Annotated in this window: 15 protein-coding genes; 2 read left to right on the top strand and 13 right to left on the bottom strand. The window is 46.9% G+C overall.

Annotated features, from left to right (window positions below):
• Positions 1–89 precede the first annotated feature (89 nt).
• Positions 90–512: a hypothetical protein gene (locus ABIN22_RS05125; RefSeq protein WP_430517196.1), complete on the top strand. Its 423-nt coding sequence runs from the start codon at positions 90–92 to the stop codon at positions 510–512.
• A 67-nt stretch (positions 513–579) separates the two neighbouring features.
• On the opposite strand, the gene ABIN22_RS05120 is transcribed toward ABIN22_RS05125, so the two are convergent.
• The 6 genes from ABIN22_RS05120 to ABIN22_RS05095 all read right to left on the bottom strand — a co-directional run bounded on the left by ABIN22_RS05120 (position 580) and on the right by ABIN22_RS05095 (position 7,857).
• Positions 580–1,044 carry a YwiB family protein gene (locus tag ABIN22_RS05120; RefSeq protein ID WP_346907080.1) on the bottom strand — a complete coding sequence of 155 codons (465 nt, stop codon included), beginning with the start codon at positions 1,042–1,044 and terminating at the stop codon, positions 580–582.
• Between the two features lie 46 nt (positions 1,045–1,090).
• Positions 1,091–1,912 (bottom strand): glutamate racemase, encoded by an 822-nt coding sequence (murI, locus tag ABIN22_RS05115; RefSeq protein WP_181368584.1) that lies wholly within the window; start codon positions 1,910–1,912, stop codon positions 1,091–1,093.
• Positions 1,913–1,930: 18 nt separating this feature from the next.
• A complete protein-coding gene (gene pfkA / locus ABIN22_RS05110) occupies positions 1,931–2,947 on the bottom strand; it encodes a 6-phosphofructokinase (RefSeq protein ID WP_109730011.1) in 1,017 nt (338 codons plus the stop codon).
• Between the two features lie 150 nt (positions 2,948–3,097).
• Positions 3,098–6,571, bottom strand: a complete 3,474-nt coding sequence (locus tag ABIN22_RS05105; protein WP_346907077.1) for a DNA polymerase III subunit alpha — start codon at positions 6,569–6,571, stop codon at positions 3,098–3,100.
• Between the two features lie 149 nt (positions 6,572–6,720).
• Positions 6,721–6,960 carry a polya polymerase gene (locus ABIN22_RS05100; protein ID WP_109730009.1) on the bottom strand — a complete coding sequence of 80 codons (240 nt, stop codon included), beginning with the start codon at positions 6,958–6,960 and terminating at the stop codon, positions 6,721–6,723.
• Positions 6,961–7,035: 75 nt separating this feature from the next.
• Positions 7,036–7,857 carry a CvfB family protein gene (locus ABIN22_RS05095; protein WP_346907075.1) on the bottom strand — a complete coding sequence of 274 codons (822 nt, stop codon included), beginning with the start codon at positions 7,855–7,857 and terminating at the stop codon, positions 7,036–7,038.
• A 172-nt stretch (positions 7,858–8,029) separates the two neighbouring features.
• Here ABIN22_RS05095 and ABIN22_RS05090 point away from each other — a divergent pair, with 172 nt between their 5' ends.
• Positions 8,030–8,506, top strand: coding sequence for a DUF1648 domain-containing protein (locus ABIN22_RS05090; RefSeq protein WP_109730007.1), 477 nt, complete (start codon positions 8,030–8,032; stop codon positions 8,504–8,506).
• A gap of 3 nt (positions 8,507–8,509) precedes the next feature.
• Here ABIN22_RS05090 and ABIN22_RS05085 read toward each other — a convergent pair whose 3' ends face one another.
• From ABIN22_RS05085 to spoIIR, 7 genes are all read right to left on the bottom strand, one after another.
• Positions 8,510–9,679: a hypothetical protein gene (locus ABIN22_RS05085; RefSeq protein WP_346907073.1), complete on the bottom strand. Its 1,170-nt coding sequence runs from the start codon at positions 9,677–9,679 to the stop codon at positions 8,510–8,512.
• The gene (locus tag ABIN22_RS05080; RefSeq protein WP_118620944.1) at positions 9,648–10,376 is read right to left on the bottom strand and encodes an ABC transporter ATP-binding protein; all 729 of its coding nucleotides are present in this window, start codon (positions 10,374–10,376) and stop codon (positions 9,648–9,650) included. The genes ABIN22_RS05085 and ABIN22_RS05080 overlap by 32 nt, the downstream gene beginning before the upstream one ends.
• On the bottom strand, positions 10,367–11,104 hold the full coding sequence (locus ABIN22_RS05075; protein WP_346907071.1) for a hypothetical protein: 738 nt from the start codon (positions 11,102–11,104) through the stop codon (positions 10,367–10,369). Before ABIN22_RS05075 ends, ABIN22_RS05080 begins: the two co-directional genes overlap by 10 nt.
• 24 nt (positions 11,105–11,128) lie before the next feature.
• Positions 11,129–11,584 carry an RNA polymerase sigma factor gene (locus ABIN22_RS05070; protein ID WP_346907069.1) on the bottom strand — a complete coding sequence of 152 codons (456 nt, stop codon included), beginning with the start codon at positions 11,582–11,584 and terminating at the stop codon, positions 11,129–11,131.
• Between the two features lie 221 nt (positions 11,585–11,805).
• Positions 11,806–12,507, bottom strand: a complete 702-nt coding sequence (locus ABIN22_RS05065; protein ID WP_346907067.1) for an acyl-[acyl-carrier-protein] thioesterase — start codon at positions 12,505–12,507, stop codon at positions 11,806–11,808.
• Between the two features lie 66 nt (positions 12,508–12,573).
• Complete coding sequence (locus tag ABIN22_RS05060) at positions 12,574–13,761, bottom strand: cation diffusion facilitator family transporter (RefSeq protein ID WP_346907065.1); 1,188 nt, start codon at positions 13,759–13,761, stop codon at positions 12,574–12,576.
• A gap of 27 nt (positions 13,762–13,788) precedes the next feature.
• Positions 13,789–14,433, bottom strand: a complete 645-nt coding sequence (gene spoIIR, locus ABIN22_RS05055) for a stage II sporulation protein R (protein ID WP_242995949.1) — start codon at positions 14,431–14,433, stop codon at positions 13,789–13,791.
• Between the last annotated feature and the right edge of the window lie 150 nt (positions 14,434–14,583).

The following is a 14,583-nucleotide window of genomic DNA, read 5'->3' as shown; positions in this document are numbered from 1 at the left end:
CCCTACAAACAATGGTACAATATTATTTGCATAATTGCGGAAAAAGAGTATTTTTAGGAGGGTTCGTCGTGAGTTTAGGATTAAAGATAATGCTCATTGTACTGGTTGTTCTGATCATTGCATTAGTCGTACTATATTTCTTCGGCAAAAGAGCAGAGAAAAAACAGGCAGCACAGAAAGAACAGATGGAAGCAGCAGCACAGAATGTCAATATGCTCATCATTGATAAAGGTAAGATGAAGCTGAAAGAAGCCGGATTCCCAAGTGTAGTGATCGAGAATACCCCGAAGTATTTAAGACGTACCAAGGTACCGGTCGTAAAAGCAAAAGTCGGTCCAAAGATCATGACCCTGATGTGTGATGCTGAGGTATTCCCATTGATCCCGGTTAAGAAGGAAGTAAAAGCAACAGTCAGCGGAATCTACATAACTGCTGTCAGAGGACTCCGTGGTCCGCTTGAAGCTCCGCCGAAAAAGAAGGGATTCTTTGCACGATTCAAAAAAGACAAATAATAAGACAAAACAGGAAAACAATAGCCGCAGTAATCTGACAAAAGTCAGAAGCTGCGGCTGTTTTTATTCAACGGACCTCAAAGGGGTCAGACCCCTTTGAATATATCTCCATTTTTATACTGCAGTCTGCCAGTGGTTCATGATTGATATCCAGCTCATAGTCAACACTGACACCAATGTTATCGTCTGTGACATTGACTTCCATATTCCTGGTATTCACTCCCACAAGCATCTGCCCGTAAGGGGTTTGATAGTAAGTGAGATTCTTCTTATTTCTCTCGAATATCATATGGGCATTGGATATACCGGTTTTCATGATCTCAACACTATCAGTCCCACTTATCTTTATTTTGTTTTTGATTGTACCAGGCATACCCTCCATCACTTCTTCGTAGATGACGTAGTGCTTGCCGTTTCTTAAATAGTAGCTGGCAGGGGTTACGACTTCTATCGGTTCGTTTTCCGCATCTGTCATCCCTGAAATAGCATCCATGTGCATCCCTGATATGCTGACCAATACATCCTTTGTCATATGCTTCACCTAATATCCTGATCTGTTCATGAGTACAAATAGATCATCAATATTCCTCTATGTTCACTACATTTGTTTCTGATATATCAAACGGCATCACCGTGTTTGCAAAATTGCGGAACTTTTCTGCCGTATCGCTTACATAAAACTCGTACCGGCTGTACGGTTCCTTTGTGCCGTCGTTTACCATGTCCCGCTCTTCCAGAAGCTTCTTTAAATCCATCGCAGTTTCATAGGCAGGATTCACAATCTGGATCTTATCCCCCATATAGGCGCGGATCTTGGAGCGCAGAAGCGGGTAATGTGTACATCCTAAGATCATCGCATCGATATCTGTATTCTTCATGGATTCCAGATAGTGTTCAATGATTTCCTGCGTTACATGGTGCTCCTTGAACCCCTCTTCCACCAGAGGCACGAATAAGGGGCACGCTTTTTCTATTACGGTAACGTCAGGGTTCATCCCGTGGATGATCTTTGTATACATTCCGCTCTGGACCGTGGCGTCTGTGCCGACGACCCCTACCTTCTGGTTGTGGGTTGCCTCGACTGCCGCACGTGCTCCCGGAATGACAACGCCCATAATCGGCACGTCGAATTCGTCCCGGACGGCCTCCAGCGCAAGCGCACTGGCGGTATTGCAGGCGATAACGATGGCTTTCACCTGCTTTTTCTTCAGAAAACGGATGATCTGTTCTGAGAAACGGATGATCGTCTTCTGGGACTTACTGCCGTATGGAACGCGGGCAGTATCCCCGAAATACACGATATTCTCATTGGGCAGCTGCCTCGTCATCTCACGTACTACTGTAAGCCCGCCGACGCCTGAATCGAATACACCGATGGGCGCCGTCTTTTTACATTCCATACTCAATGCGCTCGTCTCCTAGATTGCTAATATTTTTGCGATATCATACTGATGTGCAGGAATCTGTTTCTTCATGGACAGAGCTTCCTCCATATCATAATCTACAAACTTACCGTTCTTGTATCCTACAACACGGTTTGTCTTTCCTGCACAGAGAAGCTCTACTGCCATTGCCCCCATTGTGGATGCATATACTCTGTCCTTGCAGGTCGGGCTTCCTCCGCGCTGCATGTGTCCCAGAATCGTTGCCCTTGTCTCAATTCCTGTTGCTTCCTCGATTCTCTTTGCCATGTTGATAGAGTCGCCGACACCCTCGGCATTGATGATGATATAGTTCTTCTTGCCGCGCTTCTTGTTCGCCATGATATCAGCAATCAGGGCATCCTCATCATAATCCTTTTCTTCCGGCATCAGGATTCTTTCCGCACCGTTTGCAATACCGCACCACAGTGCCAGATAACCTGCGTCACGTCCCATAACCTCGATGATACTGCATCTTTCATGAGATGTAGACGTATCACGTACTTTATCAATCGCTTCCATTGCAGTATTCACAGCCGTGTCAAACCCGATTGTATAGTCTGTACAGGCAATATCCAGGTCAATCGTTCCCGGAAGGCCGATTGTATTGACTCCCAGATGTGACAGCTTCTGGGCACCGGCGAAAGAACCGTCTCCACCGATTACGACAAGTCCGTCGATTCCATATTTCTTACAGATAGCAGCGGCTTTCTGCTGTCCCTCTTCTGTACGCATTGCCTGGCAGCGTGCTGTCTGAAGGATGGTACCTCCGCGCTGAATTGTATCAGATACATCACGGGCGGATAAATCTATAATTTCCTCTTTCAGAAGACCATGATATCCTCTTCTGATTCCACGAACCTTCAATCCCTTGGAAAGAGCCGTTCTCGTAACGGCACGGATAGCCGCATTCATTCCAGGGGCATCTCCACCACTGGTCAGAACTCCGATTGTGCGAATCTGATCTTCAATCTCGTCCAGGATAAGTTCCTTTTTTGCTTTTGTTTCTGCCATGTTCATATCCACCTTTCTTAAAAAATACCTACCTAATCATAAAGTTCACACTCAAGCACTCTGCTTTTGTCTGTCGTGGATCGATGTGCAATACAACTGCACATTACAGTTTGCTTAAATTTTAACACTTCGGGTATTATTCTAACCTATTTATATATGGTTTTCAATAGGTTTTTCTACCACTTTTACCCGCTTTTCACCGTAATGGTTCATTAATCTGCCTAATATCTGCGAATTGATACTGATATTCCGGTTCCTCGGAAGCCGTTTTACTGCCCGCTCTTCCTGACAGTACACTACCACCTCATCGTCGCCTTCAGAGTCAGCCAGATATCCATACATGATCTGCTCACCCTCCTGAAATTGCGCCTTATTCGGAAATTGTATCCAGAGTTCCCTCTTTGTCTGCTCAAACGGGATAATCTTCTCACAGATCAGCTTACTTGGTTTTTCATCCTCTTCGGAAACTCTTCCCTTCACAAATACCTTATTATCTACCTCCAGCAGAACACGGTTTTTCTCGAAATCTCTCGGAAATACTACAACTTCCACGGTACCGAGCAGGTCCTCGATCGTCAGGAAGGCCATCATCTGGTTCGTCCTCGTATGCTTCACAGTCTTATCCGTAATCATACCGCCGATGATCTCCCGCGTCCCGTCATGAACCTTCGTCTTTCCGGTCTCCTCATCGGGCTGAAAATCCGCCGTCGTCGCAGAGATAGACTTCCTCCACTTCTCCTCGTACTCTTCCAGCGGGTGTCCGCTGATATAGATTCCGAGTACTTCCTTCTCAAAGGCCAGGAGGTTTTCCTTAGAATACTCTCCCACATCTGGAAGCTTGATTTCAAACTCACTCTTCTGCTCGTCATCTACCAGGTCGAAAAGTGTCATCTGCCCTGTCATAGCATATTTCTTTTCCTGGTTGACATGGTCCACAATCTGAATATAAATACTCATAAACTGTTTTCTTGTGCCGCCCAGACTGTCCAGTGCCCCAGATTTAGTAAAGTTCTCAATAATACGCTTGTTCAGAACTTCTTTTACAGAAAGCCTGCTGATAAAATCTTCCAGATTCTTAAACGCTCCGAACTCATCCCTGTCTGCGACAATCGCTTCTATGACCGGCTTCCCGACACCCTTAATGGCTGCAAGGCCATAACGGATATTACCTTCGTCCACGGAAAAATTCGCCACACCACGGTTAATATCCGGCGGCAGGATCTTAATGTCCATCTGGCGGCAGGCATAGATATATTCTGCCACTTTCGGAGGGTTTTCAATCACGGATGTCATAAGTGCGGCCATAAATTCAACCGGATAGTAATATTTCAAAAACGCAGTCTGGTAGGCAACTACCGCATATGCCGCCGCATGGGACTTGTTAAATGCATACTTTGCAAAATCGATCATTTCATCGTAGATTTTGTTCGCCGTTTTTTCGTCAATACCGTTCGCGATACAGCCTGGAACACCATTTTCAGGATCTCCGTGCACAAATATCTGCCGCTCCTTCTGCATGACATCGCCCTTTTTCTTGGACATGGCACGTCGCAGCAGGTCACTCCGTCCCAGCGTATATCCCGCCAGATCACGCACGATCTGCATAACCTGTTCCTGATACACGATACAGCCGTAGGTTGGTGCCAGTATCGGCTCCAGCTGCGGGCAGTCATACGTGATCGAACCTGCGTCATTCTTCCCGCGGATATACTGCGGGATGAAATCCATCGGCCCCGGACGGTACAGTGAGATACCGGCTATGATATCCTCAAGGCTGTGGGGCTTCAGTTCCTTCATGAAGCTCTTCATCCCGGCACTTTCTATCTGGAAAATTCCCTCTGTCTTCCCCGTCCCGATGTAATCCAGCACATCCTTATCGTTATAATCGATCTTATCCATATCCAGATCCGGGCATTTGTCCTTCGCCATCAGTACGGCATTCTGGATTACCGTCAGCGTACGCAGCCCAAGGAAGTCCATCTTCAATAGTCCCAGTTCTTCCAGGGTCGTCATCGTAAACTGTGTCGTAATGGAACCGTCCTGCGCCCGGGACAGCGGCACATATTCATCGACCGATTTCTGGCTGATCACGACTCCGGCCGCGTGCATGGAGCTGTGCCTGGGCAGTCCCTCCAGACGTCTGGACATATCGATCAGGTACTTCACCTGTTCATCCGTCTCATAAGTCTTACGCAGCTCCGGGTTCATTTTCAGTGCTTTATCAATCGTGATGTTCAGTTCTGTCGGGATCATTTTCGCAATTGTGTCTACAAACGCATACGGCAGGTCCATGACACGCCCTACATCCCGGATGACGCCCCGGGCAGCCAGCGTACCGAATGTAACAATCTGTACCACCCGGTCCTTACCGTATTTGCGTACCACATAGTCTATGACTTCCTGTCGTCTTTCATAACAGAAATCCACGTCAATATCGGGCATGGATACACGTTCCGGGTTCAGGAATCGCTCAAACAGCAGCTGGTAGCGGATCGGGTCGATGTTCGTGATTTCCAGACAGTAGGAAACAATACTTCCGGCGGCTGACCCACGCCCCGGTCCTACCGCAATCCCGTTGTCCTTCGCATACTTAATGAAATCCCATACGATCAGGAAATAATCCACATATCCCATGTTCTTGATGACATCAAGCTCGTATTTCAGGCGTTCTTTCAGTTCATCCGACGGATTGCCGTAATGCTTGTCCAGACCTTCAAAACAGAGCTTGTTCAGGTATTCCCATGATGTCAGGCCGTCCGGCACATCATACTTCGGCAGCTTTGTCACGCCGAACTCAATATCCACCTCGCAGCGGTCCGCGATACGCTGCGTATTATCCAGCGCCTGAAGCGCATACGGGAATAAACGTGCCATCTCCTCAGGGGACTTCACATAGTACTGCCCGCCCTCGTAGCGCATCCGGTTCTCATCTTCCAGTTTTTTCCCAGTCTGGATGCAGAGCAGGATGTCGTGCGGCTTTTCATCCTCCGCATAGGTATAATGCACGTCATTCGTCGCCACCAGGTCGATGTCCAGCTCCTGGGACATCTTGAGAAGCTGCTGGTTGACCAGAGCCTGGTCCGGGATTCCGTGGTCCTGAAGCTCCAGAAAATAATTTCCTTTTCCGAAGATCTCCTGATACTCCAGCGCGGAATTCTTCGCCTCTTCATAAAGTCCCTTCGTGAGATACCTCTGCACCTCTCCTGCAAGGCAGGCACTCAAAGCAATGATCCCCTCACTGTACTCCTTAAGAAGCGCCTTGTCGACACGGGGTTTGTAATAGTACCCCTCCACAAAACCTTTTGAAACAATCTTCATCAGGTTGGCATACCCTGTATTATTCTCCGCGAGCAGGACCAGATGGTAGTAGCGGTCCTCGCCCCCGGTAATCTCCCTGTCAAACCGGGAGTTCGGCGCAACGTACACCTCACAGCCGAGTATTGGCTTGATCCCCTGGCTCTTTGCCTCACGGTAAAAATCAATTACACCGTACATAACACCGTGGTCGGTGATCGCGGCGCTGTTCATCCCCAGTTCTTTTACTCTCGCCACATATTCTTTTATCTTGTTTGAACCATCCAGAAGGCTATATTCTGTATGGACATGTAAATGCGCAAATTCCATTGTTCACCTCTGCTGCCGCCGTCTGCCGCGGCGGGAGTCTTACCGTGCACGCCCGAAAGGTGTGAACAGTAACTATCTATAATGATAAAAAGGGCGGTCCCCTCAGAGACTGCCCTTATATGCTTCTTTTACCTATGTGCAACCTGATCTTATTGTCCGCCGTTGATCATGAAACCAATCAGTTTGTCTGTATCTTCTTTTTCATATGCGATGATCTCCAGCTCCGGGATCTCGCCGTTAGAGAAGATGTTTGCCATAGAAACATACTGAGAAAGCTTTGACTTCAGGTTCAGTCTGTCTCCTTCACCTGTCACTAATTCTACTCTTCCTTTACAAGCGTCAACTACCTTGAAAAATGCCTCTATGTCTGTAATATTCTGTACTTTCATTTTACTCAGTCTCCTTTCAATCTACTACGTCTTACTCCCCTATTATATCTTATTTCAAGGGGATTGCAAGAATTTTTAACGAATTCGGATGGTTTTTTCCAGAATTTCAATCTTGCCGGCTTTCAGCAGGCGCCCTACCGCACGCTTGAATGCAGCCTTGCTCATGCCAAATTCTTCTTTGATCCGCTCCGGGTCCGCTTTGTCTGTAAACGGAAGTTCTCCGTCGTAGCTTTTCATCACGTTCATGATATACTGTGCGTCCTTGTCCATCTGCTCCGGGATCTTGCCGCGGATACTTAAGTCCAGCTTTCCGTCTTCCTTCACCGCACTCACGCGCGCCTCAACCACGCTTCCCACCTTCAGGCTGCCATACGCTTCCTTCTTTGGGATCAGCGCAGAGTACTGGCTGTCAACTGCTACGAATACGCCGAATTCATCGCTGGTATCGTAAATAATCCCACTTACTTTGTCATCCTTTTTATAAGGGGAATCTGTTGAAAGTATGTGATATACTTTCATCGTCGCGCAAAGGCGGCTGCTCTTGTCAATATAAAGAGAAACAAGGCACTTGTCCCCTTTCTGCACTTTCGCGGTCTGTTCCTTGAACGGCAGGAACAGATCCTTCTCCAGCCCCCAGTCAAGAAACGCCCCCAGTTTTCCTACATCCACAACATCCAGAACCGCCAGCTGTCCGAGCATAATCTTCGGCTCATGTGTTGTCGCAATCATCCTGTCGTCTGAATCCCTGTATAAAAAGACCTCTATCGGGTCACCTGCCTCAATGTCCTCCGGCACCTGTTTTTTCGGGAGCAGGACACGCTCTTCGTCACTCCCCAGATATACTCCGAAATCTACTTTTTTTACAACAGTTAATATCTGCTTTTCACCTAACTTCATTCATAAATCTCCTTTTTGTTACCGCTTAGTCCGATACTCTGTAAGTATAACGTGAATCCGGGGAATTAGCAATTATTTTCCACGGATTTATTGACTATTCCGGTCCTGAATATATAATGAAGTTATATCTGTTGCAATTTTTAAGCATTTTATTCGAAAGGTGGTATTCTTTATGAAAAAAAACATCGAAGTTCCCACAACCAGATACCACAGACTCCTGACTATTCTGTCCCGGATTATACTGATCGGAACATTTGTATATCTCATCATCAGATGGGGGCAGTTCCCGGACCGGATACCGGCACACTTCAACGGTGCCGGCGAAATCGACCGCTGGGGCGGCAAATATGAACTTCTATTCTGCCCTGTCGCGTCTGTCTTACTGTATCTTTTTATCGGTGCTTTAGAACAGCATCCCGAAGTATGGAATACCGGGGTAACGATCACATCCGAAAACAAGTACCGGATTTACGCCCTCCTGAAAAATATGATTGTCACATTAAGATTCGTTATAGTGCTTACTTTTTCATTCATTACGATAAACAGTTCCTTCGCCAGGCCGCTGCCCGTCTGGTTTACAGCCGTATCACTGCTTATGGTGTTTGGTCCGATGGCGTATTTTATGATCCAGATTATCCGCAGAAGGTAGCCCCTATTTTTCTTTTACCTGAAATCCGCGGTAGACTCTGCTGCCTGCAAAAACTGCAGTCGCACTGAGAATAAGGTAAAATAAAGGTGCGGACTGCCATACGCCGTAATATTTTCCGAATGCGGATATCATCATGTCCCCGAATGCATCCGGCAGTCTCATCATGTTTACGGGAACATATGCCCATATCTGGGCTAATATTTTATGCTGTGCAGGTATATTGAAGAATGACGTAAATATCAGTATCCCCACCATGACCGCCATCGGCACCGTGTTGTTCCTGCATTTCTCAGCAAGAAACATAACAAAGGCACTCTGCAGAACCGCCGCCGCAATCCATAATCCAAGCAGGACCAGCAGCATTTCCCCCATGTTTAAATCCCATGAAAGGAAGGGGTAAAACACCTGTACCTGTGTACGGATTCCTTCTGTCCCATAACACGCCGCTGCCGGTATTAGTATACAGAGAAACAAGGCTATTGTTGTTATGACTGAAAATGAAATCCCAGTAAATATCTTCGCCCCGAACAATACATTTTTCCCGTATTTTGTACACAGTGAAATCTGTGCCGTTTTCCTGTTGTGTTCTTCCGAAAAAATCAACGGTATACATATGGCAATGAACAGTGTCTGCATGATAGCGATGATATCCGCGAGATTGATGATATTCTTATAGCCCGCCGCATAATGATAGGTGAAAGGCGTTTTAAGGTTCTCATTTTTCTTCCTCAGCTCTTTGATTTCCCCCTCGGATAAATGTCCGGCCTCCCAGCGGTTCTCAAGTACCTGGTTTCTGATCCCGTAAATATCCTCTTTGAAATCAAAAATTCTGTCTTCCTGATAATTTATGGCTCCATTCGACCCGATTGATATGGCGAAAACCCTCATATCGTCCGGCACGTCACGGTCTGCCGACTGATCCCTTCTGTCTAGTTCCTTCATCATGCTGCCGTCAATCTTTTTCCCGTTAAAATCTTTCGCCGTGTTGCGGTCATTTTCCTGTATCTCAGCGTATGTGTATGTTGTTCCTCCGCTGGATACTGACATACTGAAGAAAGGGTATAATACAGCGTACACGGCACCTGCACACAGGATCCCCAGTGTAATCCAGACCATCTTTTTCTTCAGCAGTTTCTTATATTCATATCCTGTCAGTCCCCAAAAATGACTCATCTCCATCCTCCTCAAATTGTTCCAGATAAAAGTCTTCCAGTTTCTCCCCGATGGCGTCCTCTGTTCCGTTAAAGATTAACCGTCCTTCTTTCATGATCAGTATCCTGTCGGCGATTTCTTCCACGTCTGATACAATATGGGTCGAAAGCAGGACGATGTTTTCTTTTCCCAGATCCGCAATCAGATTGCGGAAACGTACCCGTTCCTTCGGGTCAAGGCCGGCGGTCGGCTCGTCTAAAACGAGCAGCTTCGGACGGTTCAGCAGTGCCTGGGCGATGCCGAGGCGCTGTTTCATGCCGCCGGAATATGTCTTGATTTTTTTCTTCTCCATTCCTTCCAGCCCCGTCAGCACCAGAAGTTCTCTGCACCTGTTCCGGGCTGACGGCCTGTTCAGCCCTTTTAAAAGGGACATATACATGAGGAAATCCAGTCCGGTAAAGTCGGGATAGTACCCGAAATCCTGCGGCAGATATCCCAGGGCCGACCTGTATTCCTCGCAGGATACGGGCATCCCCTGAAAGGATACCATCCCGTCTGTCGGTTTTAACACCCCGCATATCATACGCATCAGCGTCGTTTTTCCCGCCCCGTTTGCCCCCAGCAGGCCATATACGCCTGCCGACAGGGTCATGGACACCCGGTCCACGGCGATTTTATTTGAATATTGCTTTGTAAGCCTGTCGATTACTAATTCCATACATACTCCTCCGATTGTCTCATGAATTTGATGCATTCTCTTCCTGTCAGCAGCACTGCTGCCAGAAACAGAACCAGCATACCTGCCGTGCCCAGGTAATCATAAAGCACAAACCGTTCTATGACCCCGTTTATGACATTTGCCCCGCTAACAATGGCCGAGACTCCGAGACAGACATAAATACTTTCTTTTCCATGTATTTTCCTGACAATCCATAAATTTAAAAATGCAGTTACCAGATAAGGGAACATGATCGTGATCCCGTTCAAAATGATTCCTGTCCGGTTACCAGCCTCCACTGCCAGTATACACGCCAGCAGCACAATAAGGTTGCTGATCCCCATAATAAAGATCTTTGCAGTAACTACTGTTTTCAGGCAGTATCTTGCCGAAAGTTCCAGTTCGTCCATGCCGTACTGCATGGAACGGCCGCTTTCGGATACTGCCGCAAGTGCCAGAAACGGTACAAATGATGCCGCAGCCCAGACGGCTTTCCCATCTGCATACCGGATACTTAAAAGAGTCAGTACGAACACAGATGCCCCAAGCAGCCAGTTCCAGATACTGATGTAGGGAACCTGATATCCCAGAAATCCAAGAAACGAAATTCCTGACATTTCCGGGCTTCTCTGTGCCTTCTGCTCCAATTCCTGAAGGAAAGCATCCTTTCCCACAGGGTCCGGAGCCTGATACATTTGTTTCAGTTCTTCCCTGAATTTCCTGTCCATAATGATTCCTCCTTTCACAGCCGTTTAATAAAACTCTCCCATAATTGATTTTAATTTTTTCAGACAATTCTGCGTTTTCCTACGCACGGAAAAACGGGAAATATTCAGAATTTTGCTGATATCATTCACAGAAACTTCATTTACATAACGTAGGAATATGAGCTCCTGTTCCTCCTGCTCCAGTTTCCCAAGCGCACGCTGCAGGTCAATCCTAACCTCCGTGTTTTGACTCCCGCAGTCATATAATGCCGCATCTTCTGTAAGCTCTGCTGTTTTTCTCAAACGGCAGTAGTCGATGCACTTATTCCTTGCAATCGTATAAAGAAACGGCAGGCGCCTGCCTGTTTCCTTATAATTGCAGTCCTCCAGAAAGCGAAGAAACGTTTCCTGCGTTATGTCTTCTGCAGTCTGACGATGCCGAAGCTTCATATAACAATACCGGTAAACCTTGTCGTAATCCTCCTCCAGACCTGTATACACGCGGGAAATCCTCCTTTCTGCTAATTGTAGGAATTGTGCGGGAATTGCGTGGGGGCAGACCCTTTTGCAAAGGGGTCTGACCCCTACGGCAATTTCCAAACTATTCATACAATATGATTAACGTTTCATAACCGGCAAATGTGCGGGTTAATAAGCTAAAAAGCAGCAAAACCTTTCCGGGTTTTTTATCCCCTTCAGGTTATGCTGCTGGTTTTTTCTCACTATTTGAATTCTATCACTGCATAGAGCTTTCCGTCTGCGTCACAAAGTTCCACGACTATCCGGTCCGCTTCATATGCCGTTTTCGGGTAAATGACATCTCCAAGGACGGCTGACTTCTTATACTCAACACGAAGCTGGTGCAGTTTCATATCCTCCGGCAGTATCTCCAGCGCCATCTGGACGTACTGGCAGTTATTCACGTGTTCGTTTGTATCAATATGATATTTGCGGACTGGAAATGAGGGCAGGCTTTCGCTTGTCTCCGGCAGTTTAATCTTCCGTCCTTCATATTCCATATCAAGCGGCGGCTCCATTCCGTAAGGCACGATATCCTCTTCCCCCGGTTTTGCCGGACGTCCCTTCTCAGTATCCATAAACACCCAGACAGAGTTGGCATAGGCGATTCTGTTTCCGGCTTCATCCTTCATGATGAAATTCCGGTCACCATACAGGCCTTTGAATCCGGTGGCAAATGTTCCGACCGTGATCTGTTCCCCCATCTTCGGGAAACGCTCCACGATCACCTGCCAGTAGGAAAGGATCCATGCCTTTTTCCTCTCTTTCAATACGCCAAGCCCCAGACCAATGTCCTCTGACTGGAAGGTACTGCAGTCCTGAAAATAATTGATGAGTCCGGGAAGGGTCAGTGTCCCGCGGTGGTCTATTTCACTGTATCTTACTCTGCTGTCAAATGAATACATATCTTTCTCCTTCTTTCCTGTTCATCAGTCGTTACTGTTCACAGGCATGCCTGTAAACAGTAACCATCAGTCTTCGTTTTTCCCGGACACAAAAGTGTGCTCCATTGTAATTACGCAGCGATACCGGTAGTCCGTCTCCCTAAGCCTTGTAGCAAGTTTTTCATGGAGTTCTCTTTTCTGGCTGTCGCTGTAGGTAATCGGAACAACCATGTCAAAGATCAGATTGATCTGCTCCTGCCCTTCAACCAGCCTGAAATCATGGATGGTGCAGTTCGCGTCCAGTCCGTTCAGCGCTCCCTCCACCTGCCTGCGGATTTTCAGTACCTCTTCGTCCTGCGTCTCAATCGGGTCCATATGTACAACGAGGAATATCCCCAGCTGGTCGATTGCATCTCTTTCTATCCGGTCTATGATCTCATGTGATATCTCGATATTCACATTATTCGGAACTTCCGCATGGATGGACGCCATGCTACGGTTAGGTCCATAATTATGTACGATCAGGTCGTGCGTACCTTCAATCCCTTCATACTTTTCAACAAACCTCTTAATTTTTGTATAAAGGTCCGGGTCTACCGCCTCACCGATTAAAGGCTCCAGTGTATCCTTCGCGATACCGACGCCTGCCCACATCACGACAAGGGCGACTCCGACTCCGACAAATCCATCGATGTTGATTCCGGTCAGCGCAAAAAATACGACAGAAACAATTGTTGCCCCTGTTGTGATAACATCTCCCATAGAATCAGTAAAGACAGCCATCATCACTTTGGAATCTATTTTCTGCCCTAATTTCCTGTTGAAAACGCCCAGCCACAGTTTCACACCGATCGAAAGCAGCAGGATAATTACAGATACGAGTTGGAAATTCAGCATCTCCGGCGTCCGTATTTTTGACAATGAATCTTTTAAAAAGGTAAAACCAACTTCCAGCACAAGAAATGCCACTACAAGTGCTGCTATGTACTCCACCCTGCCATGCCCGAACGGGTGGTCCTCATCAGCCGGTTTTCCGGCCATTTTCACACCAATAAAACTGATTACCGAGGAGCCCGCGTCCGACAGGTTGTTGAATGCATCCGCCGTGACGGCAACACTGTGCAGGACAAGCCCGATGACAAATTTAACTACAAATAAAAAAACATTACAAAAGATGCCCACGATACTGGATAATACACCATAAGCTGTACGCACGGACACCTTTTCCACATTCTCATAATCTTTTACAAAACGTTTTACTAAAAACTCAGTCATTTTCCCCTCCGTATGGTTACCGGAGTCCTATTTTAAGCTCTCCAGAAAATACCATTTTATCTTAAAGTCCGATTGTGCCGTCACCTGTGAATACTCATCTTCTGTCAGCACGTTCTTCAATTCTTCTTTTCCTTCATCCGGTACGACCGCATTTGCCGCATCTAAAAAACAAAGGTTCGGATACAGGACACACCACCAGTTATGCCCTTTGGCAGCGCCGATTTCTATTCGCAGAGCCTCATAATTACCTGCCGGAAAAGTCACGTCCCCATATGTCTTATCTGGGAAATAGCAGGTCGTCACCGCCGCACTTACCGTGTAGTCCTTCCCTTCATTTTCAATTGTCAGAGCCGCAATGTGCTCCAGATCATCCGTATGCCTGCGCATCCATTCCTTCGTTTCATCCACATCAAGGCCTTCGGGCACCGCATCCTTCAAATACGCGAGCACCTGTTCCTTGACCTCCATCTTAAGCGCCTGATCCTCATCACTGTCGCTGTTCGCCAGAATGTGGAACCGCAGCACCTCCGAGGCAAGATGCTCCTGCGTCTCCGCCCGGGCCGTCAGCTGCATGCGCCATGTAATAAATCCCATAATCAATGTTGCCACTATAACCGCAAGGATTAAAATAATCCTGTTTGCGCGTCTGTCTATATAATAAGTTCTGTCCATATGTAACTCCCTCCGTCTAATTGATATCTGATTGATATAGGAAGTATTAACAGAACTCATACAATTATACATTGATATAAACATATTTTAGCGGAGAATTTCAAAGGGGTCTGACCCCTTTGCGCTCCGTTTTCAGAATATTCTCATTTT

This window comes from Faecalicatena orotica (assembly GCF_905197545.1).
GTDB lineage: Bacteria > Bacillota > Clostridia > Lachnospirales > Lachnospiraceae > Faecalicatena_A > Faecalicatena_A orotica.
Note: the sequence above shows the minus strand (reverse complement) of the source record. Positions and strands in the feature narration are given on the sequence as shown.

Bases quoted from the DNA above. Each gene is read 5' to 3' on its own strand.
- ABIN22_RS05090 (WP_109730007.1), top strand. From the start codon at position 8,030: ATGAAAAAAAACATCGAAGTTCCCACAACCAGATACCACAGACTCCTG.
- ABIN22_RS05100 (WP_109730009.1), bottom strand. From the start codon at position 6,960: ATGAAAGTACAGAATATTACAGACATAGAGGCATTTTTCAAGGTAGTT.
- ABIN22_RS05120 (WP_346907080.1), bottom strand. From the start codon at position 1,044: ATGACAAAGGATGTATTGGTCAGCATATCAGGGATGCACATGGATGCT.
- murI (WP_181368584.1), bottom strand. From the start codon at position 1,912: ATGGAATGTAAAAAGACGGCGCCCATCGGTGTATTCGATTCAGGCGTC.
- spoIIR (WP_242995949.1), bottom strand. From the start codon at position 14,433: ATGGACAGAACTTATTATATAGACAGACGCGCAAACAGGATTATTTTA.
- ABIN22_RS05095 (WP_346907075.1), bottom strand. From the start codon at position 7,857: ATGAAGTTAGGTGAAAAGCAGATATTAACTGTTGTAAAAAAAGTAGAT.
- ABIN22_RS05075 (WP_346907071.1), bottom strand. From the start codon at position 11,104: ATGGACAGGAAATTCAGGGAAGAACTGAAACAAATGTATCAGGCTCCG.
- ABIN22_RS05065 (WP_346907067.1), bottom strand. From the start codon at position 12,507: ATGTATTCATTTGACAGCAGAGTAAGATACAGTGAAATAGACCACCGC.
- ABIN22_RS05125 (WP_430517196.1), top strand. From the start codon at position 90: ATGCTCATTGTACTGGTTGTTCTGATCATTGCATTAGTCGTACTATAT.
- ABIN22_RS05085 (WP_346907073.1), bottom strand. From the start codon at position 9,679: ATGAGTCATTTTTGGGGACTGACAGGATATGAATATAAGAAACTGCTG.
- pfkA (WP_109730011.1), bottom strand. From the start codon at position 2,947: ATGGCAGAAACAAAAGCAAAAAAGGAACTTATCCTGGACGAGATTGAA.
- ABIN22_RS05080 (WP_118620944.1), bottom strand. From the start codon at position 10,376: ATGGAATTAGTAATCGACAGGCTTACAAAGCAATATTCAAATAAAATC.
- ABIN22_RS05105 (WP_346907077.1), bottom strand. From the start codon at position 6,571: ATGGAATTTGCGCATTTACATGTCCATACAGAATATAGCCTTCTGGAT.
- ABIN22_RS05060 (WP_346907065.1), bottom strand. From the start codon at position 13,761: ATGACTGAGTTTTTAGTAAAACGTTTTGTAAAAGATTATGAGAATGTG.